13 protein-coding genes and 1 pseudogene are annotated in these 25984 nt (G+C 46.1%); 7 read left to right on the forward strand and 7 right to left on the reverse strand.

All coding sequences use genetic code 11. From position 1 onward, the window contains the following. Nucleotides 1–90 precede the first annotated feature (90 nt). The 5 genes and pseudogenes from G8D99_RS04085 (at nucleotide 91) to G8D99_RS04105 (ending at nucleotide 16437) form a co-directional block, all read left to right on the forward strand. Nucleotides 91–2202: an Ig-like domain-containing protein gene (locus G8D99_RS04085; RefSeq protein ID WP_166322879.1), complete on the forward strand. Its 2112-nt coding sequence runs from the start codon at nucleotides 91–93 to the stop codon at nucleotides 2200–2202. After that, complete coding sequence (locus G8D99_RS04090) at nucleotides 2094–3155, forward strand: Ig-like domain-containing protein (RefSeq protein ID WP_166322881.1); 1062 nt, start codon at nucleotides 2094–2096, stop codon at nucleotides 3153–3155. Before G8D99_RS04085 ends, G8D99_RS04090 begins: the two co-directional genes overlap by 109 nt. 116 nt (nucleotides 3156–3271) lie before the next feature. Next, nucleotides 3272–10081: pseudogene (locus tag G8D99_RS04095) on the forward strand (Ig-like domain-containing protein); the annotation flags it as partial. 10 nt (nucleotides 10082–10091) lie between these two features. Further along, nucleotides 10092–15767, forward strand: a complete 5676-nt coding sequence (locus G8D99_RS04100) for an Ig-like domain-containing protein (protein WP_166322885.1) — start codon at nucleotides 10092–10094, stop codon at nucleotides 15765–15767. A gap of 319 nt (nucleotides 15768–16086) precedes the next feature. Beyond that, nucleotides 16087–16437, forward strand: a complete 351-nt coding sequence (locus tag G8D99_RS04105) for an MGMT family protein (RefSeq protein WP_227554352.1) — start codon at nucleotides 16087–16089, stop codon at nucleotides 16435–16437. 66 nt (nucleotides 16438–16503) lie between these two features. On the opposite strand, the gene G8D99_RS04110 is transcribed toward G8D99_RS04105, so the two are convergent. The 5 genes from G8D99_RS04110 to carA form a co-directional block, all read right to left on the reverse strand. Beyond that, on the reverse strand, nucleotides 16504–16950 hold the full coding sequence (locus tag G8D99_RS04110) for a universal stress protein (RefSeq protein WP_166322887.1): 447 nt from the start codon (nucleotides 16948–16950) through the stop codon (nucleotides 16504–16506). Nucleotides 16951–17088: 138 nt separating this feature from the next. Beyond that, nucleotides 17089–17727, reverse strand: a complete 639-nt coding sequence (locus G8D99_RS04115; protein WP_166322889.1) for a CatB-related O-acetyltransferase — start codon at nucleotides 17725–17727, stop codon at nucleotides 17089–17091. A 403-nt stretch (nucleotides 17728–18130) separates the two neighbouring features. Next, nucleotides 18131–18607 (reverse strand): transcription elongation factor GreA, encoded by a 477-nt coding sequence (gene greA / locus G8D99_RS04120; protein ID WP_166322891.1) that lies wholly within the window; start codon nucleotides 18605–18607, stop codon nucleotides 18131–18133. A 96-nt stretch (nucleotides 18608–18703) separates the two neighbouring features. Further along, on the reverse strand, nucleotides 18704–21937 hold the full coding sequence (carB, locus tag G8D99_RS04125; protein ID WP_166322893.1) for a carbamoyl-phosphate synthase large subunit: 3234 nt from the start codon (nucleotides 21935–21937) through the stop codon (nucleotides 18704–18706). A 13-nt stretch (nucleotides 21938–21950) separates the two neighbouring features. Next, nucleotides 21951–23093: a glutamine-hydrolyzing carbamoyl-phosphate synthase small subunit gene (gene carA, locus G8D99_RS04130; RefSeq protein WP_166322895.1), complete on the reverse strand. Its 1143-nt coding sequence runs from the start codon at nucleotides 23091–23093 to the stop codon at nucleotides 21951–21953. A 306-nt stretch (nucleotides 23094–23399) separates the two neighbouring features. Here carA and G8D99_RS04135 point away from each other — a divergent pair, with 306 nt between their 5' ends. Further along, nucleotides 23400–23873 (forward strand): hypothetical protein, encoded by a 474-nt coding sequence (locus G8D99_RS04135; protein ID WP_166322897.1) that lies wholly within the window; start codon nucleotides 23400–23402, stop codon nucleotides 23871–23873. A gap of 139 nt (nucleotides 23874–24012) precedes the next feature. On the opposite strand, the gene G8D99_RS04140 is transcribed toward G8D99_RS04135, so the two are convergent. Together G8D99_RS04140 and yhbY are read right to left on the reverse strand one after the other, a co-directional pair. After that, nucleotides 24013–24549 carry a DOMON-like domain-containing protein gene (locus tag G8D99_RS04140; RefSeq protein ID WP_166322899.1) on the reverse strand — a complete coding sequence of 179 codons (537 nt, stop codon included), beginning with the start codon at nucleotides 24547–24549 and terminating at the stop codon, nucleotides 24013–24015. A gap of 21 nt (nucleotides 24550–24570) precedes the next feature. Then, nucleotides 24571–24894: a ribosome assembly RNA-binding protein YhbY gene (gene yhbY, locus G8D99_RS04145; protein ID WP_166322901.1), complete on the reverse strand. Its 324-nt coding sequence runs from the start codon at nucleotides 24892–24894 to the stop codon at nucleotides 24571–24573. A 303-nt stretch (nucleotides 24895–25197) separates the two neighbouring features. Here yhbY and rlmE point away from each other — a divergent pair, with 303 nt between their 5' ends. Further along, nucleotides 25198–25848, forward strand: a complete 651-nt coding sequence (rlmE, locus tag G8D99_RS04150) for a 23S rRNA (uridine(2552)-2'-O)-methyltransferase RlmE (protein ID WP_166322903.1) — start codon at nucleotides 25198–25200, stop codon at nucleotides 25846–25848. Nucleotides 25849–25984: the final 136 nt, after the last annotated feature.

Here is a 25984-nt window from a genome sequence, read left to right on the forward strand (position 1 = left end):
AATAGTTGTGAATTGTCATTTAATCCCATTCTCAACAATAAGAATAGATAGCAAAAATCAGCTAAAAAATTTAAATTTGAGGTTTAAATCATGTCAAAAATTTCAATAATTTCAAAAACCACGCATCAGGTATTACAAACCCTAGATACAGCTTCTGAAAAGAATATCAATCTCACAGAAAACTCTGCTGTGATACTCGATATTCCGAAAGAAGATGTCGCAAAGATCACTCGTGAAGGAAACAGTGCTGTTATTTCACTGCGTAATGGTGAAACCATTGTCATCCAAAACTTTTTCAATAATGAAAATACCGCAGACAATAGCTTGGCATTTGTTGATGATTCAGGACAAATGTATTGGGCTGAATTTACGGATGCCAATGGAGCAGTCACTGATACCATCAAATATCACTTGATTGATGATGTTGAGCCTCTTCTTTACAATGATGACAACTTTGCAGGTCTAATTTTACCGTGGTTAGGTGGAGCAGCCGCGATTGGTGGGATTGCTGCGGCAGCCGGCGGTGGCGATGACGATAACAATAACAACAATAATAATGGTGGTGACACAACTCCACCCGCTAAACCCGAAATCAATCCAATAAATCCAAAAGATCCGATCACAGGAACAGGTGAAGCAGGTGGTGAAGTGACTGTCACTTATCCAGATGGTTCAACATCAACCACAGTAGTCGGCGAGGATGGTACATGGGAAGTTGAAAACCCAGGCAATCTAGAAGATGGCGATGAAATCACTGCAGAAGTGAAAGACCCTGCAGGTAATGTCTCAGATAAAGACAAAGAAATCGTCGATGGTATTGCACCAACCACACCAAGTATCGATCCAATTAATCCAAAAGATCCGATCACAGGAACAGGTGAAGAAGGCAGTGAAGTGACTGTCACTTATCCTGATGGTTCAACGGTAACTACCATAGTCGGCGAGGATGGCACATGGGAAGTTGAAAACCCGGGCAATCTAGAAGATGGTGATGAAGTGACTGCAGAAGCCAAAGACCCTGCAGGTAACGTATCAGATAAAGACAAAGAAATTGTGGATGGAATTGCACCGACTGCACCACAGATTGATCCAATTGGACCGAAATCACCCCAGATTACAGGCACAGCAGAACCCAATGCTAAAATTACGGTGACTTATCCTGATGGAACAATCGCAACCACAACAGCAGGTTCAGATGGAAAATGGAGCGTACCAACGCCACCGAACTTAAAAGATGGCGATGAAGTTAAAGCCACGGCTAAAGACCCTGCGGGCAACGTCTCAGATGAAGGCAAAGAAATTGTCGATGGCGTTGGACCAATAACCACTCTAAATCCAGTCAACCTTAAAGATCCAATCACCGGTACAGGCGAACCTGATTCAACCATCAAAGTGACCTATCCAGATGGCACTACGGTTACAACGACAGTCAATGCAGATGGGAAATGGACAGTTCCAAACCCAGGTCTACAAAATGGCGACGAAGTTAAGGCGGTAGGAACTGACAAAGTTGGAAACATTGGTCCAGAAGTCACAGATCTAGTTGAAGGTCAATTACCACCACAACCCCAGCCAAGTGCCCCGAGTATTGATCCAATTGGACCCAACTTAGCGACGATTACAGGTAAGGCTGAAGCAGGCAATAAAATTACGGTCAGCTTCCCAGATGGCACATCAGTCACAACAACAGCGGGTGCAGATGGCAAGTGGAGTGTAACCACACCACAAGGCTTAAAAGATGGCGATGTTGTCAAGGCTATTGCAACAAACGCAAATGGCACACAGTCTAATCCAGATACAGAAATTGTCGATGGCGTAGGTCCAACAACCACGATTGATCCAATCAATGCCATTGATCCAATCACCGGTACAGGTGAGCCAGGTTCAAGTGTTGAAGTGACTTATCCAAATGGTGATACAGAGACTACGACGGTAAAATCCGATGGGACATGGCAAGTTCCGAACCCTGGGCTTGAAGATGGCGACATCGTAACAGCCGTGGGTACGGACTCGGTAGCTAACGTGGGTCCAGAAGTCACAGAACAATTTGACGGAGTCGGTCCAGCCACAGAAATTGACCAATTGGACCAAACTTGGCTGAAATCACGGGTACGGGAGAGCCAGGCGCAACAGTTACAGTTACTTATCCAGACAACAGCACATCAACTACAGAGGTTGGATCAGATGGTACGTGGAGTGTAACAACCCCTCCAGGACTGAAAGATGGTGATGTGGTTACTGCACAGTCCAAAGATCCGCAAGGTAATCTTGGCGCACCAAACAATGAAACTGTAGATGGTCTTGGACCAACCACTGAAATTAATCCAATTGGACCAAATACACCCGTCGGTGGCACAGGTGAGCCAGGTGCAACGATTGAAGTGACTTTCCCGAATGGTGATACAGAAACCACGACAGTCGAAGAAGATGGCACATGGAGCGTGGCGAACCCGGGACTTGAAGATGGTGATGAAGTCAAAGCGATCGGTACTGATCCAGTGGGTAACGTTGGACCAGAGGCGACTGAAATCGTCGATAGTATTGCACCAACCACACCAAGTATTGATCCAATCAATCCAAAAGATCCGATCACAGGAACAGGTGAAGAAGGCAGCGAAGTTACGGTCACTTATCCAGATGGCTCAACCGCAACCACCACTGTGAAAGAAGATGGCACATGGGAAGTTGAAAACCCAGGCAATCTAGAAGATGGCGATGAAGTGACTGCAGAAGCGAAAGACCCTGCAGGTAATGTGTCGGATAAAGACAAAGAAATCGTCGATGGTATTGCACCAACCACACCAAGTATTGATCCAATCAATCCAAAAGATCCGATCACAGGAACAGGTGAGGAAGGTAGCGAAGTCACGGTCACTTATCCAGATGGCTCAACAGCAACCACCACTGTGAAAGAAGATGGCACATGGGAAGTTGAAAACCCAGGCAATCTAGAAGATGGCGATGAAGTGACTGCAGAAGCAAAAGACCTTGCAGGCAATGTGTCGGATAAAGACAAAGAAATTGTCGATGGTATTGCACCAACCACACCAAGTATTGATCCAATCAATCCAAAAGATCCGATCACAGGAACAGGTGAAGAAGGCAGCGAAGTTACGGTCACTTATCCAGATGGCTCAACAGCAACCACACTGTGAAAGAAGATGGCACATGGGAAGTTGAAAACCCAGGCAATCTAGAAGATGGCGATGAAGTGACTGCAGAAGCAAAAGACCCTGCAGGTAATGTGTCGGATAAAGACAAAGAAATCGTCGATGGTATTGCACCAACCACACCAAGTATTGATCCAATCAATCCAAAAGATCCGATCACAGGAACAGGTGAGGAAGGTAGCGAAGTCACGGTCACTTATCCAGATGGCTCAACAGCAACCACCACTGTGAAAGAAGATGGCACATGGGAAGTTGAAAACCCAGGCAATCTAGAAGATGGCGATGAAGTGACTGCAGAAGCAAAAGACCTTGCAGGCAATGTGTCGGATAAAGACAAAGAAATTGTCGATGGTATTGCACCAACCACACCAAGTATTGATCCAATCAATCCAAAAGATCCGATCACAGGAACAGGTGAAGAAGGCAGCGAAGTTACGGTCACTTATCCAGATGGCTCAACAGCAACCACCACTGTGAAAGAAGATGGCACATGGGAAGTTGAAAACCCAGGCAATCTAGAAGATGGCGATGAAGTGACTGCAGAAGCAAAAGACCCTGCAGGTAATGTGTCGGATAAAGACAAAGAAATCGTCGATGGTATTGCACCAACCACACCAAGTATTGATCCAATCAATCCAAAAGATCCGATCACAGGAACAGGTGAAGAAGGCAGCGAAGTTACGGTCACTTATCCAGATGGCTCAACAGCAACCACCACTGTGAAAGAAGATGGCACATGGGAAGTTGAAAACCCAGGCAATCTAGAAGATGGCGATGAAGTGACTGCAGAAGCAAAAGACCCTGCAGGTAATGTGTCGGATAAAGACAAAGAAATCGTCGATGGTATTGCACCAACCACACCAAGTATTGATCCAATCAATCCAAAAGATCCGATCACAGGAACAGGTGAGGAAGGTAGCGAAGTCACGGTCACTTATCCAGATGGCTCAACAGCAACCACCACTGTGAAAGAAGATGGCACATGGGAAGTTGAAAACCCAGGCAATCTAGAAGATGGCGATGAAGTGACTGCAGAAGCGAAAGACCCTGCAGGCAATGTCTCAGATAAAGACAAAGAAATCGTCGATGGTATTGCACCAGCCACACCAAGTATTGATCCAATCAATCCAAAAGATCCGATCACAGGAACAGGTGAGGAAGGTAGCGAAGTCACGGTCACTTATCCAGATGGCTCAACAGCAACCACCACTGTGAAAGAAGATGGCACATGGGAAGTTGAAAACCCAGGCAATCTAGAAGATGGCGATGAAGTGACTGCAGAAGCAAAAGACCCTGCAGGTAATGTGTCGGATAAAGACAAAGAAATCGTCGATGGCACAGCACCAACAGCACCAGACATCGATCCAATCGGACCGAACTTAGAGTACATCACCGGTACAGCCGATCCAAAAGAAGCGGGTAACACCGTCACTGTAAGCTTCCCAGATGGCACGACTGCAACAGCAAGCATTGATGCAGCGGGCAATTGGAAAGTTACAACCCCTGCGGGTCTAAAAGATGGTGACGAAGTGAAAGCGATCATCACCGATGCAGCAGGCAACGTCTCACCAGAAGCAACTGAAATTGTGGATGGCGTGGGTCCAACAACAGAGATCGATCCAATCAATGCGATTGACCCAATCACTGGTACAGGCGAGCCAGACTCAATCGTTAAAGTGACCTATCCAGATGGCAGCAGCGTAACCACGCAAGTAGATGCGGATGGCAACTGGACTGTAGCGAACCCAGGCTTAAAAGATGGCGACATCGTGAAAGCCGTGGCTACCGATGCAGTCGGTAACGTTGGCCCAGAAGCGACATCAACGGTTGATGGCACAGCACCAACAGCACCAGACATCGATCCAATCGGTCCGAACTTGGCTGAAATCACCGGTACAGCTGATCCAAAAGAAGCGGGTAACACCGTAACGGTAAGCTTCCCAGATGGCACGACTGCAACAGCAATCATTGATGCAGCGGGCAATTGGAAAGTGGCCACCCCTGCGGGTCTAAAAGATGGTGACGAAGTGAAAGCGATCATCACCGATGCAGCAGGTAACATCTCACCAGAAGCAAGTGAAATTGTGGATGGCGTTGGCCCAACAACCAACATTGATCCAATCAATGCCAATGATCCAATCACCGGTACAGGTGAAGCAGGCTCAATCGTTAAAGTGACCTATCCAGATGGCAGCAGCGTAACCACGCAAGTGGATGCGGATGGCAACTGGACTGTAGCGAACCTAGGTCTTAACGATGGTGATGAAGTCAAAGCGATCGGTACTGATCCAGTGGGTAACGTTGGACCAGAAGCGACAGCGACGGTTGATGGCACAGCACCAACAGCACCAGGCATCGATCCAATCGGACCGAACTTAGAGTACATCACTGGTACAGCCGATCCAAAAGAAGCGGGTAACACCGTAACGGTAAGCTTCCCAGATGGCACGACTGCAACAGCAAGCATTGATGCAGCGGGCAATTGGAAAGTGGCCACCCCTGCGGGTCTAAAAGATGGTGACGAAGTTAAAGCGATCATCAACGATGCAGCAGGTAACGTTTCACCAGAAGCAACTGAAATTGTGGATGGCGTGGGCCCAACAACGACGATTGATCCAATCAATGCGATTGATCCAATCACCGGTACAGGTGAAGCAGGCTCAACAGTCACCGTGACTTATCCAGATGGTAAGACCACAGCGACTGCAGAAGTGGATGCGGATGGCAACTGGACTGTAGCGAACCCAGGCTTACAAGATGGCGACATCGTCAAAGCCGTGGCTACCGATCCAGTCGGTAACGTTGGCCCAGAAGCAACAGCGACTGTTGATGGCACAGCACCAACTGCACCAGACATCGATCCAATCGGTCCGAACTTGGCTGAGATCACCGGTACAGCCGATCCAAAAGAAGCGGGTAACACCGTAACGGTGAGCTTCCCAAATTCTAGCCCAGTGACCGCAATCATTGAGGCAGATGGCAGTTGGAAAGTTACAACCCCTGCGGGCTTAAAAGATGGTGACGAAGTTAAAGCGATCATCACCGATGCAGCAGGCAACGTTTCACCAGAAGCAAGTGAAATTGTGGATGGCGTGGGCCCAACAACGACGATTGATCCAATCAATGCCAATGACCCAATCACTGGTACAGGTGAAAAAGGTTCAACGGTTGAAGTGACCTATCCAAATGGGGATAAAGTGACTACGCCAGTGGCTGAAGATGGCACATGGAGCGTAGCGAACCCAGGCTTAAAAGATGGCGACATCGTGAAAGCCGTGGCTACCGATCCAGTCGGTAACGTTGGCCCAGAAGCGACATCAACTGTCGATGGCACAGCACCAACTGCACCAGAGATCGATCCAATCGGTCCGAACTTAGAGTACATCACTGGTACAGCCGATCCAAAAGAAGCGGGTAACACCGTCACTGTGAGCTTCCCAAATTCAAGCCCAGTGACCGCAATCATTGAGGCAGATGGCACTTGGAAAGTGGCAACCCCTGCGGGTCTAAAAGATGGTGACGAAGTTAAAGCGATCATCACCGATGCAGCAGGCAACGTTTCACCAGAAGCAAGTGAAATTGTGGATGGCGTGGGCCCAACAACGACGATTGATCCAATCAATGCCAATGACCCAATCACCGGTACAGGTGAAAAAGGTTCAACGGTTGAAGTGACCTATCCAAATGGCACCAGCGTGACCACGCAAGTGGATGCGGATGGCAACTGGACTGTGGCGAACCCAGGTCTTAACGATGGTGATGAAGTCAAAGCGATCGGTACTGATCCAGTGGGTAACGTTGGACCAGAAGCGACAGCAACTGTTGATGGCACAGCACCAACTGCACCAGAGATCGATCCAATCGGTCCGAACTTAGAGTACATCACTGGTACAGCCGATCCAAAAGAAGCGGGTAACACCGTCACTGTGAGCTTCCCAGATGGCACGACTGCAACAGCAAGCATTGATGCAGCGGGCAATTGGAAAGTTACAACCCCTGCGGGTCTAAAAGATGGTGACGAAGTGAAAGCGATCATCACCGATGCAGCAGGCAACGTTTCACCAGAAGCAAGTGAAATTGTGGATGGCGTTGGCCCAACAACCAACATTGATCCAATCAATGCCAATGATCCAATCACCGGTACAGGTGAAGTAGGCTCAACAGTCACCGTGACTTATCCAGATGGTAAGACCACAGCGACTGCAGAAGTGGATGCGGATGGCAACTGGACTGTAGCGAACCCAGGCTTACAAGATGGCGACATCGTCAAAGCCGTGGCTACTGATCCAGTCGGTAACGTTGGCCCAGAAGCAACAGCGACTGTGGATGGCACAGCACCAACAGCACCAGACATCGATCCAATCGGACCGAACTTAGAGTACATCACCGGTACAGCCGATCCAAAAGAAGCGGGTAACACCGTGACTGTCAGCTTCCCAGATGGCACGACTGCAACAGCAAGCATTGATGCAGCGGGCAATTGGAAAGTTACAACCCCTGCGGGCTTAAAAGATGGTGACGAAGTTAAAGCGATCATCACCGATGCAGCAGGCAACGTCTCACCAGAAGCAAGTGAAATTGTGGATGGCGTGGGCCCAACAACGACGATTGATCCAATCAATGCCAATGACCCAATCACCGGTACAGGTGAAAAAGGTTCAACGGTTGAAGTGACCTATCCAAATGGGGATAAAGTGACTACGCCAGTGGCTGAAGATGGCACATGGAGCGTAGCGAACCCAGGCTTAAAAGATGGCGACATCGTGAAAGCCGTGGCTACCGATCCAGTCGGTAACGTTGGACCAGAAGCGACAGCAACTGTGGATGGCACAGCACCAACTGCACCAGAGATCGATCCAATCGGTCCGAACTTAGAGTACATCACTGGTACAGCCGATCCAAAAGAAGCGGGTAACACCGTCACTGTGAGCTTCCCAAATTCAAGCCCAGTGACCGCAATCATTGAGGCAGATGGCACTTGGAAAGTGGCAACCCCTGCGGGTCTAAAAGATGGTGACGAAGTTAAAGCGATCATCACCGATGCAGCAGGCAACGTTTCACCAGAAGCAAGTGAAATTGTGGATGGCGTGGGCCCAACAACGACGATTGATCCAATCAATGCCAATGACCCAATCACCGGTACAGGTGAAAAAGGTTCAACGGTTGAAGTGACCTATCCAAATGGCACCAGCGTGACCACGCAAGTGGATGCGGATGGCAACTGGACTGTAGCGAACCCAGGCTTAAAAGATGGCGACATCGTGAAAGCCGTGGCTACTGATCCAGTCGGTAACGTTGGCCCAGAAGCGACAGCGACTGTCGATGGCACAGCACCAACTGCACCAGACATCGATCCAATCGGACCGAACTTGGCTGAAATCACCGGTACAGCCGATCCAAAAGAAGCGGGTAACACCGTCACTGTGAGCTTCCCAGATGGCACGACTGCAACAGCAAGCATTGATGCAGATGGCAGTTGGAAAGTTACAACCCCTGCGGGCTTAAAAGATGGTGACGAAGTGAAAGCGATCATCACCGATGCAGCAGGCAACGTCTCACCAGAAGCAAGTGAAATTGTGGATGGCGTGGGCCCAACAACGACGATTGATCCAATCAATGCCAATGACCCAATCACGGGTACAGGTGAAAAAGGTTCAACAGTCACCGTGACTTATCCAGATGGTAAGACCACAGCGACTGCAGAAGTGGATGCGGATGGCAACTGGACTGTAGCGAACCCAGGCTTAAAAGATGGCGACATCGTCAAAGCCGTGGCTACTGATCCAGTCGGTAACGTTGGCCCAGAAGCAACAGCGACTGTGGATGGCACAGCACCAACTGCACCAGACATCGATCCAATCGGTCCGAACTTGGCTGAAATCACCGGTACAGCCGATCCAAAAGAAGCGGGTAACACCGTGACTGTCAGCTTCCCAAATTCAAGCCCAGTGACCGCAATCATTGAGGCAGATGGCACTTGGAAAGTGGCAACCCCTGCGGGTCTAAAAGATGGTGACGAAGTTAAAGCGATCATCACCGATGCAGCAGGCAACGTTTCACCAGAAGCAAGTGAAATTGTGGATGGCGTGGGCCCAACAACGACGATTGATCCAATCAATGCCAATGACCCAATCACCGGTACAGGTGAAAAAGGTTCAACGGTTGAAGTGACCTATCCAAATGGCACCAGCGTGACCACGCAAGTGGATGCGGATGGCAACTGGACTGTGGCGAACCCAGGTCTTAACGATGGTGATGAAGTCAAAGCGATCGGTACTGATCCAGTGGGTAACGTTGGACCAGAAGCGACAGCAACTGTTGATGGCACAGCACCAACTGCACCAGAGATCGATCCAATCGGTCCGAACTTAGAGTACATCACTGGTACAGCCGATCCAAAAGAAGCGGGTAACACCGTCACTGTGAGCTTCCCAGATGGCACGACTGCAACAGCAAGCATTGATGCAGCGGGCAATTGGAAAGTTACAACCCCTGCGGGCTTAAAAGATGGTGACGAAGTTAAAGCGATCATCACCGATGCAGCAGGCAACGTCTCACCAGAAGCAAGTGAAATTGTGGATGGCGTGGGCCCAACAACGACGATTGATCCAATCAATGCCAATGACCCAATCACCGGTACAGGTGAAAAAGGTTCAACGGTTGAAGTGACCTATCCAAATGGGGATAAAGTGACTACGCCAGTGGCTGAAGATGGCACATGGAGCGTAGCGAACCCAGGCTTAAAAGATGGCGACATCGTGAAAGCCGTGGCTACCGATCCAGTCGGTAACGTTGGACCAGAAGCGACAGCAACTGTGGATGGCACAGCACCAACTGCACCAGAGATCGATCCAATCGGTCCGAACTTAGAGTACATCACTGGTACAGCGCGATCCAAAAGAAGCGGGTAACACCGTCACTGTGAGCTTCCCAAATTCAAGCCCAGTGACCGCAATCATTGAGGCAGATGGCACTTGGAAAGTGGCAACCCCTGCGGGTCTAAAAGATGGTGACGAAGTTAAAGCGATCATCACCGATGCAGCAGGCAACGTTTCACCAGAAGCAAGTGAAATTGTGGATGGCGTGGGCCCAACAACGACGATTGATCCAATCAATGCCAATGACCCAATCACCGGTACAGGTGAAAAAGGTTCAACGGTTGAAGTGACCTATCCAAATGGCACCAGCGTGACCACGCAAGTGGATGCGGATGGCAACTGGACTGTAGCGAACCCAGGCTTAAAAGATGGCGACATCGTGAAAGCCGTGGCTACTGATCCAGTCGGTAACGTTGGCCCAGAAGCGACAGCGACTGTCGATGGCACAGCACCAACTGCACCAGACATCGATCCAATCGGACCGAACTTGGCTGAAATCACCGGTACAGCCGATCCAAAAGAAGCGGGTAACACCGTCACTGTGAGCTTCCCAGATGGCACGACTGCAACAGCAAGCATTGATGCAGATGGCAGTTGGAAAGTTACAACCCCTGCGGGCTTAAAAGATGGTGACGAAGTGAAAGCGATCATCACCGATGCAGCAGGCAACGTCTCACCAGAAGCAAGTGAAATTGTGGATGGCGTGGGCCCAACAACGACGATTGATCCAATCAATGCCAATGACCCAATCACGGGTACAGGTGAAAAAGGTTCAACAGTCACCGTGACTTATCCAGATGGTAAGACCACAGCGACTGCAGAAGTGGATGCGGATGGCAACTGGACTGTAGCGAACCCAGGCTTAAAAGATGGCGACATCGTCAAAGCCGTGGCTACTGATCCAGTCGGTAACGTTGGCCCAGAAGCAACAGCGACTGTGGATGGCACAGCACCAACTGCACCAGACATCGATCCAATCGGTCCGAACTTGGCTGAAATCACCGGTACAGCCGATCCAAAAGAAGCGGGTAACACCGTGACTGTCAGCTTCCCAAATTCAAGCCCAGTGACCGCAATCATTGAGGCAGATGGCACTTGGAAAGTGGCAACCCCTGCGGGTCTAAAAGATGGTGACGAAGTTAAAGCGATCATCACCGATGCAGCAGGCAACGTTTCACCAGAAGCAAGTGAAATTGTGGATGGCGTGGGCCCAACAACGACGATTGATCCAATCAATGCCAATGATCCAATCACCGGTACAGGTGAAAAAGGTTCAACGGTTGAAGTGACCTATCCAAATGGCACCAGCGTGACCACGCAAGTGGATGCGGATGGCAACTGGACTGTGGCGAACCCAGGTCTTAACGATGGTGATGAAGTCAAAGCGATCGGTACTGATCCAGTGGGTAACGTTGGACCAGAAGCGACAGCGACGGTTGATGGCACAGCACCAACTGCACCAGACATCGATCCAATCGGACCGAACTTAGAGTACATCACTGGTACAGCCGATCCAAAAGAAGCGGGTAACACCGTAACGGTAAGCTTCCCAGATGGCACGACTGCAACAGCAAGCATTGATGCAGCGGGCAATTGGAAAGTGGCCACCCCTGCGGGTCTAAAAGATGGTGACGAAGTGAAAGCGATCATCACCGATGCAGCAGGCAACGTTTCACCAGAAGCAAGTGAAATTGTGGATGGCGTTGGCCCAACAACCAACATTGATCCAATCAATGCCAATGATCCAATCACCGGTACAGGTGAAGCAGGCTCAACAGTCACCGTGACTTATCCAGATGGTAAGACCACAGCGACTGCAGAAGTGGATGCGGATGGCAACTGGACTGTAGCGAACCCAGGCTTAAAAGATGGCGACATCGTCAAAGCCGTGGCTACTGATCCAGTCGGTAACGTTGGCCCAGAAGCAACAGCGACTGTGGATGGCACAGCACCAACTGCACCAGACATCGATCCAATCGGTCCGAACTTAGAGTACATCACTGGTACAGCCGATCCAAAAGAAGCGGGTAACACCGTGACTGTCAGCTTCCCAAATTCAAGCCCAGTGAACGCAATCATTGAGGCAGATGGCACTTGGAAAGTGGCAACCCCTGCGGGCTTAAAAGATGGTGACGAAGTTAAAGCGATCATCACCGATGCAGCAGGCAACGTCTCACCAGAAGCAAGTGAAATTGTGGATGGCGTGGGCCCAACAACGACGATTGATCCAATCAATGCCAATGACCCAATCACCGGTACAGGTGAAAAAGGTTCAACGGTTGAAGTGACCTATCCAAATGGGGACAAAGTGACTACGCCAGTGGCTGAAGATGGCACATGGAGCGTAGCAAACCCAGGTCTTAACGATGGTGATGAAGTCAAAGCGATCGGTACTGATCCAGTGGGTAACGTTGGACCAGAAGCGACAGCAACTGTTGATGGCACAGCACCAACTGCACCAAAGATCGATCCAATCGGTCCGAACTTAGAGTACATCACCGGTACAGCCGATCCAAAAGAAGCGGGTAACACCGTCACTGTGAGCTTCCCAGATGGCACGACTGCAACAGCAAGCATTGATGCAGCGGGCAATTGGAAAGTTACAACCCCTGCGGGCTTAAAAGATGGTGACGAAGTTAAAGCGATCATCACCGATGCAGCAGGCAACGTCTCACCAGAAGCAAGTGAAATTGTGGATGGCGTTGGCCCAACAACCAACATTGATCCAATCAATGCCAATGACCCAATCACCGGTACAGGTGAAGCAGGCTCAACAGTCACCGTGACTTATCCAGATGGTAAGACCACAGCGACTGCAGAAGTGGATGCGGATGGCAATTGGACTGTAGCGAACCCAGGCTTAAAAGATGGCGACATCGTCAAAGCCGTGGCTACCGATCCAGTCGGTAACGTTGGCCCAGAAGCAACAGCGACTGTGGATGGCACAGCACCAACTGCACCAGAGATCGATCCAATCGGTCCGAACTTGGCTGAAATCACCGGTACAGCCGATCCAAAAGAAGCGGGTAACACCGTGACTGTCAGCTTCCCAAATTCAAGCCCAGTGAACGCAATCATTGAGGCAGATGGCACTTGGAAAGTGGCAACCCCTGCGGGTCTAAAAGATGGTGACGAAGTGAAAGCGATCATCACCGATGCAGCAGGCAACGTTTCACCAGAAGCAAGTGAAATTGTGGATGGCGTTGGCCCAACAACCAACATTGATCCAATCAATGCCAATGATCCAATCACCGGTACAGGTGAAGCAGGCTCAACAGTCACCGTGACTTATGCAGATGGTAAGACCACAGCGACTGCAGAAGTGGATGCGGATGGCAATTGGACTGTGGCGAACCCAGGCTTAAAAGATGGCGACATCGTCAAAGCCGTGGCTACCGATCCAGTCGGTAACGTTGGCCCAGAAGCAACAGCGACTGTTGATGGCACAGCACCGAATGTGCCAGAAATTGATGACGTGGTGAAAGGTGATGAATTTATTACGGGTGAATCGGATTTAGGTACTACAGTGGTCATCACCATTAATAATGGTGCAACCATGACCACACAAACCAAAGCGGATGGTACTTGGTCAATCCCGAACCCTGGCGTTGTAAATGGTGATGTGATTACAGCCTACGCAGTCGATCCTGCGAACAATGCATCCGATACCACATCTTTAACCGTGCACTTTATGACTGAAGCATTGCTTGAGGCTCCTCAAGCGTATGATGATGTCGATGCATTCGTTGGAAATATTGCCCAAAAAGGCCTGACCAATGACGATCGACCTGATTTCACAGGTCAAGGTGCCATCCCAGGTGCAATCATCACACTTTATGCAAATGGCCAAGCAATTGGATCGACCCAAGCTGATGCTGATGGAACGTGGAAAATCACACCAACAGATGCATTGCGTGATGGGCCTCATAACTTCACTGCAACTCAAACAGACGATGGTATTGAAAGTGCTCAATCACCAGTCCTCGACTTTATTGTGGATACCATTGCACCTGAGGTGACACAAGCGGATATCAACAGTGCAGGAACCCAAGTGATTGGTCAAACCGAATCAGGTGCGACGGTTTATGTAAAAGATGCCGAAGATAATATCTTGGGTTCATCAGTAGCAGATGCCAATGGTACATACAGCGTTATCTTGAAAACACCAGTGACTAATGGTGACACAGTACAAGTGGTTGCAACAGATAAGGCAGGTAACAGTTCAGACGCTGTAGACGTTCGAGATACCACACCACCACCAGCATTGATTTTAGATGCTTTATTCGATGATGTCGCGAATGCAAGTGAACTAGGTGCATATAACGACAGCATCCTAAAACCTCAGTACAGCAGCACCGATTCCAAAGGTGAAACAAGCTACTACACCAACGATTCAACCCCAACGATGATCGGTCGAGGTGAACCAGGCGCAATTGTATCCATCTATGATGGTTACGACATGATTAATGGGGAAAAAGTGGGTGATAACCTGCTGGGCACTGTAGTTGTTGATGCCGATGGGAAATGGAGCTTTGAAATTCCACAATTGATGGACGTGTCCTATCGCCTCATCTATCGTCAAACTGATAGTGCAGGTAATGCTGGACCATGGAGTGAAGACCTTGTCATTAACTACTTGGCTGAAAGTGTAAATGACCGCTTCTTATCGGATACCGATAGCTTCAATCTAGAAGGGGGTAAATTTGCACTGGGTACAGGACCAAATAACCCCTTCAAACTGATTGATCATGACAGTATTCGTTTCTACGGTCAAAATGGCGTGACGGATACCAGCAACAGTATTCATGTGCTTGATGCCAAAGGCAATGTCTTAAAAGATGTGACGTGGTCTACAGCGTATGAAGGTGACCACTACATGGTGACCATGAAACTACCTGCAGGTTATGTCGGTGCGTATAGTGTGGTGATCGCAGATGAATCCTTCAGTGACCTAGCGGGTAACTACAACTATGGCTACCAGTTCGATAACACTGTACAGAAGCCACAGGCGTTAATGGCGGATGCACAAGGAGAGGGCGCAGCTGGAACCACTTTGGTCCAAAATGGTTGGATTACCAATGACAACACGCCAACATGGATGTTGTCGACAGGTAAAATGACCAGCAAAGTGCTGATTCGTAGTACAGATGGTAGTTACTACAAAGAAGTAGATATTACCAATCAAGATGACTACCAATTCCAAATGGATGAACCATTGAGTGAAGGTAAACATTCATTTGAATTCAGCTATATTTACCAAGATGGTACTGCCAATGAAATCCAATCACCATGGTCAGACCCGTTCACGTTCACGGTTGACAGTAAAGCCTATATTATCAAAGCTGGCTTTGATAATGTGACACTGGATCATTCGATCTATGACAAAGCGTTATACAACTTGTTGGTGGCGAATGATCCAACAGGTGGTAATAAGGTGACGAAAATCGATGAATGGACCGATTTTAAAGTCAGTGCGGATGATAGCGTGAAAGACACCATTGACGTGTCGGAATTGTTGAATCTAAAAGATGTGAATGCAGGCAATGTGACTGAGTTCTTATCGGTATCGTATCTTACAGGGGACAGTGGTAAACACACCGTGTTGTCGATTGACCGAGATGGGAAAGATGGTAAGTTCAGCAGCACAGAATTGATCGTATTCAATAACGTGGATACAACCTTGGCTGAGCTGTTGAAGAATAATCAGATTATTTATTAATCTGATCTGAATGTTAAAAAAGAGAACCCTAGGGTTCTCTTTTTTATGCGTCGAATTAGGCCAAAAAAAAGCTGAATTTGAAATTTCAAATTCGGCTTTGATTTATCCAATTAATACAGGTTCGAAGGATCTTAGACCTTTATTGATATTTCTTTAAGAAGTTTAAATAAGGTTAAATCAACAGTTGTTGTTCCAAGATAGCCATATGATTATTTTGTCCTGTGTTTTAATTTTTATTGTGGTTCTATTTTAGATTAAGTGAGCGCAGGCTAAATGACATTTGCAACAATACAGTCCAAATCAGGTTTTAGGTCAATCTATGCACCCATCTATCATTCAACAATCAAAGTCAGCCACGCAAGAATTGGCTGAGATGATTATGGCGGTGGTCGCCACCATTCCTCATGGCAAAGTCGCCAGTTATGGACAAGTAGCCGCTTTGGCAGGATTACCACGACATGCACGGTTGGTGGGGCGAGTTTTAAGTCAAATGGACAGTAATAGTGAAATACCGTGGCATCGGGTGATTAATTCACAAGGTCGAATTAGTCTAAGTCGCTTGGATGAAAATGGCTATAACGAACAGCAAGCACGACTCTTGGCAGAGGGAATTGTGTTTAATAACGGACGGGTGAGTTTTCACAGTTTTGGTTGGATGGGGGATGTGTAAAAACCTCATCAGCTATGAAACTGATGAAGTTTTTAGATGATTGTAAAAACTTGATCATAAATTGTTTTAAGAGTGTTGTTTCACCACAAATACAGGTACTTTTGATTCAGTGATGAGGCTTTGTGCAACGCTTCCCATCAACAGTTTTTTAAAGCCACTGCGACCGTGTGAGCTGAGTACAATTAAATCGATGTTTAATTCATCTACAGCTTTGCAAAGGGTACGGGGAATATTTTCACCTTCAAGTAATTGGGTTTCTACTTGTATGCCATGCGCTTCAAATTGTGCTTTGGCATGGTCTATATTGCTTTGAATAAATTCACGAGCGCGCTCAATCATTTCATTGGTTTGACCTTGACTGAGGTACTCAGATGCGATGTATGGGTCTAGTGTCATGACCTGAACCACTGTCACTTTGCTGTTAAATGCTTTTGCGAGTTCAACCGCATGTTGAATGACGTTGAGAGCAAGTTCTGAACCGTCTACGGGGACGAGAATGTTTTGATAAGCCATGATCTTTTCTCCTTGTTCTATCTCTAAAATTTTAATCTCATTGATGCTGATTTACTGTTCTTATTTGATAGTAGCGTGATTATAAGTGAAATAAAACTGAGTAAATCAATAAGGATAAAATGTTGAAATATTTAACGATTACTTATTTTGTAAAGAAGAACTATCTATAAAAGTTTTTAATTGCTCGACATCATCTGTTTGTAACTGTTCACGCATCTTTAAAAACTGCTTTTCATCTAAGTCATACAGTTTAAGTGAAAGCAGTTTTTCGATATCTTCTTCAGCAAAGCGGTACTTAATAATTTTTGCAGGCACACCGCCTACAATAGCATAAGGTGGTACGTCTTTGGTCACGACTGCACCTGTTGCCACCACTGCACCTTCGCCAAGCTTCACACCTTGCATAATCATGGTACGTGAGCCAATCCAACAACCATCACCAATCACAGTATCACCCGCAGGCACAAAACTGCGAGTATCAAAAGGAAATGCTGAAATCCAATCGGTGCGATGCAGTTGATTTCCGCCCATCATGATGACGCATTCAGCGCCAAAACAGACGAAATTGCCGATATAAAGCTGATCAATGGGCTTTTCAGGCGTAGAAGCTTTGTCATGTAAATAACGGACTACACAACGCTCAAAACCTTGATCCCAATAGGCTGAGTAATAGCTGTAATTGCCCTTGATATGAATGTTTGGATTTTTGACCGTTTTGGAAATAAATTCGAATTCACACCAATGATTGACAGGGGAATTGATGAGCTTTTCAGACATGGGGAAATGATATGGTTGATGTGAGGGAATTATAGCGTAGTTAAGCACCTCTTTGGAAAAGAGGGGCTTGGGGGGATCTCAAAATAACCTCCCCCTAACCCTCACTTGCACTTCATTTTAAAGCAGTGCTTTAAAACTCGCTCAGGAGAGGGAATATCGCGTCCTTTTACCTTGCAATGAATGCTCCCTCTCCCCATGGGAGATGAAGCACTGCTTCGCAAGGGGTGAGGGTGTTTTTAAAAGTTACCTCTCCCTAGCCCTCTCCTAAAAGGAGAGGGAATCATGCGTATCAAATGAATGAGGTGGCACTCCCTCTCCCTCGGGGAGAGGGTTGGGGTGAGGGATTCCAAAAACAAAAAAAACCCCTCAATAGAGGGGCTCTTCAAGTGAATCTATCTTAATATTAGATATATTCAACTTTCACAATTTCGTATTCAACTTCACCATTTGGTGTATTGATTTTTACTTCGTCGCCTTCATTTTTACCCAAAAGACCACGTGCGATTGGAGAGTTCACAGAGATCTTGTTGATCTTAAAGTCTGCTTCGTCATCGCCTACGATTTTATATTTCTTTTGCTCTTCAGTATCAAGGTTTTCAATGGTTACAGTCACACCAAAAACCACACGACCGTTTTGCTCAAGGGTTTTCACATCAATCTCTTGAACCGCACCAAGCTTACCTTCGATATCTTGAATACGACCTTCACAGAAACCTTGTTGCTCACGAGCCGCATGATATTCCGCGTTTTCTTTCAAATCCCCATGCTCACGCGCTTCCGCAATCGCAGCGATAATACGTGGACGATCAACAGATTTAAGCTGTTGTAATTCTTTTTCCAAGGCAAGTTTGCCTTCAGGAGTCATAGGATAACGTTGCATTGTTGTCCCTCATAGGTTGGTATTTATAAAAAATACGGAGTTTAAAAATAAAAAAAGCCCGCCACCGATAAGGTGACGGGTCTTATCGGAAACGTATTAACCTACAGTTTGCAAATCTTGCAAGCGGTATACATCCATTGGTAATTTAATCGCTAAAGCTTGGCATACAGCTTCTGCACCGTTCAAGGTGGTGGTGTAATACACTTTGCCTTGAAGCGCAGAACGGCGAATCGAGAACGAATCTTCTTGCGCCTGTTTGCCCTCAGTTGTATTGATAATGAGGTGAACTTCGCCATTTTTCAAGCGGTCAACGATATTTGGACGACCTTCAGTGACTTTATTTACACGTTCGCACTCAATACCCGCTTGTTTGATCACGTCATAGGTACCACCAGTCGCGATCACTTTGAAGCCAAGATCAGTCAATTGTTTCGCAATGCTGACTGCACGAGGTTTATCCGAGTGACGTACAGACAAGAAAGCGTGTTTCACTTCACCTGTCGTAGGTAGACCTGGTAAACGATCATTTGAGCCTAACACAGCTTTATAGAACGCTTCACCAAATGTTTTACCGACACCCATCACTTCGCCCGTAGATTTCATTTCAGGGCCAAGAATTGGATCAACACCAGGGAATTTGTTGAATGGGAACACCGCTTCTTTCACAGAGAAGTAAGTCGGAATAATCTCTTTGGTGAATCCTTGAGATTCAAGAGATTGACCCGCCATACAACGTGCAGCCACTTTCGCTAAAGACTCACCGATACATTTAGAAACGAATGGCACTGTACGAGATGCACGTGGGTTCACTTCAAGAATGTATACGTCATCGCCTTTAACAGCAAACTGTACGTTCATCAAACCAATTACGCCAAGTTCTTTCGCCATTGCAACAGTTTGACGACGCATTTCGTCCTGAACATCTTTAGATAAAGAGTAAGGCGGAATCGAACATGCTGAGTCACCTGAGTGAATACCTGCTTGTTCGATGTGCTGCATGATCCCGCCGATCACAACGTCTTTACCGTCGGATACGCAGTCTACATCCACTTCAATCGCATCATCGAGGAAGTGATCAAGAAGTACTGGCGCTTCATTTGATGCTTGAACTGCATCACGTAAGTAGCGTTTGAGTTCGTCATCGTTGTATACGATTTCCATCGCACGACCACCCAGTACATACGAAGGACGTACCACAAGTGGGTAACCCACTTTAGACGCTTCAGCCATACCTTCTTCAGCAGATTTTACGATGCTGTTGTTGGGTTGACGAAGTTGCAGACGTTGAATCATTTGTTGGAAACGTTCACGGTCTTCTGCACGGTCAATCGCATCAGGTGATGTACCAATGATTGGTGCACCCGCTTCTTCCAAAGCACGAGCCAATTTCAAAGGTGTTTGACCACCATACTGCACGATAATACCTTTAGGCTTCTCGATACGTACGATTTCAAGTACATCTTCAAGTGTAATTGGTTCGAAGTACAAACGATCAGAAGTGTCGTAATCTGTAGAAACTGTTTCAGGGTTACAGTTCACCATGATGGTTTCATAACCGTCTTCACGCATTGCAAGGGCAGCGTGTACACAGCAGTAATCGAACTCGATCCCTTGACCAATACGGTTAGGACCACCACCGATCACCATGATCTTGTCACGCGTTGACGGATTTGCTTCACATTCTTCATCGTAAGTTGAGTACATGTAAGCAGTATCTGATTCGAACTCAGCCGCACAGGTATCGACACGTTTGTAAACTGGCGTTACGCCCAAGTTCCAACGGTGTTTACGGAATTGTTTTTGTGAAATGCCCATCAAGCCGGCAATACGAAGATCTGACAAACCTTTACGTTTAAATGCACGGATGTTATCCGCATTTAAATCACCAAAACCTAAAGTTTTGATTTGATTTTCAGTTTTAATGATGTCTTCGATTTGGATCAAGAACCAACGGTCGATGTTGGTTGCAGCAAAGACTTCGTCTAGCGTGAAGCCATGACGAAACGCATCGCCTATGTACCAAATACGCTCAGGACCTGGCACTTTAAGTTCTTGAAGAATCTTGTCTTTCGCGCCATCAGCACCCAATTCGATTTTTTCATCGAAACCTGAAGCACCGACTTCAAGACCACGAAGGGCTTTTTGCATAGACTCTTGGAAGTTACGACCAATCGCCATCACTTCACCCACAGATTTCATCTGCGTGGTTAAAGTTGCATCTGCTTGTGGGAATTTCTCGAAGTTGAAACGAGGAATTTTCGTTACAACATAGTCAATTGCTGGTTCAAACGATGCAGGCGTTGTACCACCAGTGATGTCATTTTTCAATTCATCAAGCGTATAACCAACTGCCAATTTCGCCGCGATTTTCGCAATTGGGAAACCCGTTGCTTTAGACGCTAGGGCAGAAGAACGAGACACACGCGGGTTCATCTCGATCACAACCATACGACCAGTTTTCGGGCAAATACCAAACTGAACGTTAGAACCGCCTGTTTCAACACCAATTTCACGTAGTACCGCTAAAGATGCATTACGTAAAAGTTGGAATTCTTTATCTGTAAGCGTTTGCGCAGGGGCAACTGTGATTGAGTCACCTGTGTGCACGCCCATTGGATCGAAGTTTTCAATGGTACATACAATGATACAGTTGTCGTTTTTGTCACGAACAACTTCCATTTCGTACTCTTTCCAACCAATTAAAGATTCATCGATCAATAATTGTTTGGTCGGAGACAGATCGAAACCGCGTTCACAGATTTCAATGAACTCTTCTTTATTGTATGCAATACCGCCGCCTGAACCACCCATCGTAAATGAAGGGCGGATAATCACAGGGAAGCCGAAACGTGCTTGAATCGCTAAAGCTTCTTCCATTGACTCGGCAATGTCAGCTTTCGGACATTCAAGACCGATTTTACGCATCGCTTGGTCGAACAATTTACGATCTTCAGCTTTTTCAATCGCTTCTTTGGTCGCACCAATCAATTCAACATTGTATTTTTCTAAAATACCGTTGGCATCAAGTGCAAGGGCACAGTTCAATGCCGTTTGACCACCCATGGTTGGAAGAACCGCGTCTGGGCGTTCTTTCTCGATAATGGCTGCAACCGTTTGCCACGTAATCGGTTCGATATACGTTGCATCTGCCATGGTTGGGTCAGTCATAATCGTTGCAGGGTTAGAGTTAACAAGAATAACTCGGTAACCTTCTTCACGAAGTGCTTTACATGCTTGTGCGCCTGAGTAATCGAACTCACACGCTTGACCAATCACGATTGGTCCCGCACCAATAATTAAGATGCTTTTAATGTCTGTACGTTTAGCCATGATTGCTCCTTAATTACTTCTTAGATGCTTCAATAAGTTCGATAAAATGATCGAACAATGGTGCGCAGTCATGTGGACCAGGGCTTGCTTCAGGGTGACCTTGGAAGCTGAACGCAGGTTTGTCTGTACGATGAATCCCTTGCAGGGTTTGGTCGAACAAAGATTTGTGCGTTGCTTTTAGGTTTGCAGGCAAAGTGTCGAAATCTACCGCGAAGCCGTGGTTTTGCGAAGTAATCATCACCGTACCTGTTTCTATGTTTTGAACAGGATGGTTGGCACCGTGGTGGCCGTGAGGCATTTTTACTGTTTTTGCACCTGATGCAAGTGCAAGAATTTGGTGACCCAAGCAAATACCAAAGACAGGTACATTGCGAGCGTCTTCTACGATCGTTTTTACAGCTTCAATTGCGTAGTCACATGCAGCTGGATCGCCAGGACCGTTCGATAAGAACACGCCATCTGGATTCAACGCAAGTACATCAGCAGCAGGAGTTTGCGCAGGCACGACAGTCAATTTACAACCGCGGTCTGCGAGCATACGTAGGATGTTGGTTTTGACACCGTAATCGTATGCAACAACATGGAATTTAAGTTCAGGTTGTTTAAAGCCTTGGCCAAGCGTCCAAGAGCCTTCAGTCCATTCAAAGCCGGTCGGATCACAGCATTCTTTAGCAAGGTCTAAACCATTTAAACCGCCAAATGCACGTGCTTTTTCTAAAGCTTGTTCTTCTGTAATATTTTCGCCAGCAAGGATGCAACCGTTTTGCGCACCTTTATCACGCAAAATACGTGTTAATCGTCGAGTATCGATATCAGCAATCGCAACAACATTATGCTCAACCAAGTATTCACTTAAAGACTGAGTTGCGCGGAAGTTACTGTGTAATAAAGGCAAATCACGGATAACTAAACCGTTTGCCCATACTTTATGAATGCGACCTGATTCTGCATCTTCTTCATTGCATCCTGTATTACCAATATGTGGGTAAGTCAGGGTAACTAATTGTTGTGCGTAACTTGGGTCAGTCAAAATTTCTTGATAGCCAGTCATGGCAGTGTTAAAAACGACTTCACCAGTCGTACTACCCGATGCGCCAATCGAAATACCTTTAAAGATAGTTCCGTCGGCAAGGGCTAAAATTGCTGGGGTGCTCAAACCAAAGCTCCTGAAATTTAGGCTGTAAAAAAGCGAGAAGACGAAAAAAAAGGAAGGCTATTTTTAAACCTACCCTCCCTTGTCTGCTCGCTTGAACTTAACACGGCATTATACGGAGGAAGTGCTATGAAGTCCATTGTATTTGTCGTGAATAAGTAAGATATATGGCTTGTGTTTTGACTAAAAGTCTGCTTTTTGTACAGGAATAAAAAGTGTAAGAATTTAAGAATTGTTTAACAATTCAAAAGTTAAGTTTTATCAAGCTCGATTAATCTGATTCCTAATGACCCAAAAGAGGATAAGATCATGACGGCTAAAGAGAAAACCCTAGAAGCAAAAACTGAAACAGCTTCAACGCTCAAACAAAATGTCACCAACAGCCTAAAAGAGGGTACGGAAAAGTTAGAAAAAATCGCCAAAGTAGCCAAGACTGAAGCAGTGGACGTGGTCACACAAACCCAAGACAAAATCACGGCTGAAGCCGAAGGCTTAAATGAGACTGTTCAATCTCAATTGGCAAGTTTTAAGCAAGAATTGTTCAGCCGACTTGATGTGATTAAAAGTCAGGTCAATTTGTCTCAGAAAGATCTGATCGAACTGAAAGACTTTATTAAGGCAGAACTCAATACCGTAGTGGAAGATTTAAGCAAACTGGGTAAAGCGTTAAAACAAGATGTTAGTCAGATTTCTTTAAAACATAAAGATCAATTGACCGATACTTTTAAACGCTCTAAAGAACATACATTAGAAGCGTGGCATAAGGTGTCAACTAAACAGTAGTTAAAAAATAGTTATGAACGATTGGATCGCTGATTTAAGCTTTATAAGCCAAATGCTAGACATAAAAAAGTGAGGTCAAATGCCTCACTTTTTTATTTAAATCCAATTAATCTGAATTCTCAAGGAATCGAGCAATTAATTAGAAGACATGCAGCCAATCACGTTTATTGTGGAAGTCTGCATTGGGACTACTATGCTGCATTGCATAATAGTGAGTGCCTTTACTGGTTTTGAATACTGCAGTCAGACCCATAAACAGATCAGCCCATTTGAGTTTGTTGCTCAACATGAACTCAGTGAGATCCACACTTACGCTTAAACCATAATGGGTTTTTTTCAACTGATTTAAATCAATATCATATGCAGCTTGTGGCGGCATATCTTCTGGATAGCGATATTCTTCAAATTGATAGGCTTGCCAAGCTTCAGAAGGGGACAGATTAATCTCACGATAATAATCTTCGCCTTTTACCCCAATGAAAATCTCAAAGCAGGTTTCTTCCCAAAGGAAATCCTGACGCGGATGTCCTGCAACCATAGGAGGGAACTCAATCAATTGATTGGAGTCACGTAGCCAGTAACCTACATTTAAGGTGTAAGGACTGATTTGCTCAACCGCTGCCACGAGTGATACATCGAAGAAGCGATCAAAAGCATTTAATTCATAACTTGCCATGCAGCGAGAGCTCTAGATCAATTAGTTAGATAAATGCGCGTGACGAACCAAGTTAGATAATTTTTGATTTTGTTTCGGTGCTTTTTTATAAAGCAAAACAATTTTACCAATGGTTTGTACGATTTGCGCTTCAGTCGCTTGTGCAATTTCGTCAATTAACGCAGCACGCGCTTCACGATCTTCAGCCACGATTTTCACTTTAATCAATTCGTGATCGTTTAAAGCACGGTTTGTTTCTTCAATGACATTTTCAGTCAAACCTTGACCACCCAACATCACCACTGGGTTAAGTGCATGTCCGATTTGACGCAGACGTTTGCGTTCCTGAATAGATAAAGCCGCCATAAAGATAACCTAATTTTAAAAACGACTTAGTATAGCAAATTTGTAGGTTTAAACGCTGTAAATTCTGAAACCTGTAACAAAGATTTATTCAGCGGATTTTTTAGAAAAAAGCGCGATATCGATTTGATTGTTAAATCGACAAATACAATCATAGCTAAATACGTTGATTGCATAAATTAATCGATTAATATCATTCAAAAAAACAAGCATACTGATGCTGATTTAGATACAGATGATTACTGCACAGTATCGAAATTTGACGTACAATCAGAAGTTATATGTTGATATGTATTTATAGAAGTTATGGCGACGCGCATTACCAATCAAAAGTTATCTAAAAGTAGCCGTGAGTGGATGAGAGAACACTTAGATGATCCTTTTGTAAAAAAAGCACAGAAGGAAGGCTATCGCGCTCGAGCAGCTTATAAACTCTTAGAAATGCAAGAAAAATATAAGCTCATCAAGCCGGGCATGGTGGTGGTTGACTTGGGTGCTGCACCAGGCAGTTGGTCACAAATCGCAGGTAAATTGGTGGGTTCAAAAGGCATCGTGATTGCATCCGACATTTTACCAATGGATGCATTACCCGATGTAACCTTCTTACAAGGCGACTTCCGTGAAGAAGAAGTCTTCGAAAAATTGTTAAATATTTTAGATGGACGTGCCGTAGACGTTGTAATTTCAGATATGGCCCCCAATACATCAGGTAATAAGGCTGTTGATCAACCGCGTCAGATTTATCTTTGTGAACTTGCACTCGACTTCGCCAACAAAGTTTTGGGCCCTAAAGGTCAATTTGTGGTAAAAGTTTTCCAAGGCACAGGTTTTGATGAATTTCGTAAGCAAGTGGTGGACAGTTTTACCGTATTGAAAACAGCGAAACCTGCTGCTTCTCGTGCGCGTTCTAAAGAAGTTTTTTTAATTGGACAGGGCCGTAAAAAGAATTCGCAGTAAAGACCACTTGCCAAGTCGTCAAAAAATGTGCATTTTGTACTATTTGCACATTTTGTTAGTGCGAACCGATTTACATGCTTTTTGTTAACGGTCACCCAACTGTGGGCATGATCAAATTAGATTGATATGGGAATAA

It is taken from the genome of Acinetobacter lanii (genome assembly GCF_011578285.1).
Taxonomy (GTDB): domain Bacteria; phylum Pseudomonadota; class Gammaproteobacteria; order Pseudomonadales; family Moraxellaceae; genus Acinetobacter; species Acinetobacter lanii.

What these genes read in the sequence shown, in the direction of transcription:
- G8D99_RS04135 (WP_166322897.1), top strand. Translation starts at nt 23,400, where the DNA reads ATGACGGCTAAAGAGAAAACCCTAGAAGCAAAAACTGAAACAGCTTCA.
- carB (WP_166322893.1), bottom strand. Translation starts at nt 21,937, where the DNA reads ATGGCTAAACGTACAGACATTAAAAGCATCTTAATTATTGGTGCGGGA.
- G8D99_RS04110 (WP_166322887.1), bottom strand. Translation starts at nt 16,950, where the DNA reads ATGGCTTATCAAAACATTCTCGTCCCCGTAGACGGTTCAGAACTTGCT.
- rlmE (WP_166322903.1), top strand. Translation starts at nt 25,198, where the DNA reads ATGGCGACGCGCATTACCAATCAAAAGTTATCTAAAAGTAGCCGTGAG.
- G8D99_RS04140 (WP_166322899.1), bottom strand. Translation starts at nt 24,549, where the DNA reads ATGGCAAGTTATGAATTAAATGCTTTTGATCGCTTCTTCGATGTATCA.
- yhbY (WP_166322901.1), bottom strand. Translation starts at nt 24,894, where the DNA reads ATGGCGGCTTTATCTATTCAGGAACGCAAACGTCTGCGTCAAATCGGA.
- greA (WP_166322891.1), bottom strand. Translation starts at nt 18,607, where the DNA reads ATGCAACGTTATCCTATGACTCCTGAAGGCAAACTTGCCTTGGAAAAA.
- G8D99_RS04115 (WP_166322889.1), bottom strand. Translation starts at nt 17,727, where the DNA reads ATGTCTGAAAAGCTCATCAATTCCCCTGTCAATCATTGGTGTGAATTC.
- G8D99_RS04105 (WP_227554352.1), top strand. Translation starts at nt 16,087, where the DNA reads ATGCACCCATCTATCATTCAACAATCAAAGTCAGCCACGCAAGAATTG.
- G8D99_RS04085 (WP_166322879.1), top strand. Translation starts at nt 91, where the DNA reads ATGTCAAAAATTTCAATAATTTCAAAAACCACGCATCAGGTATTACAA.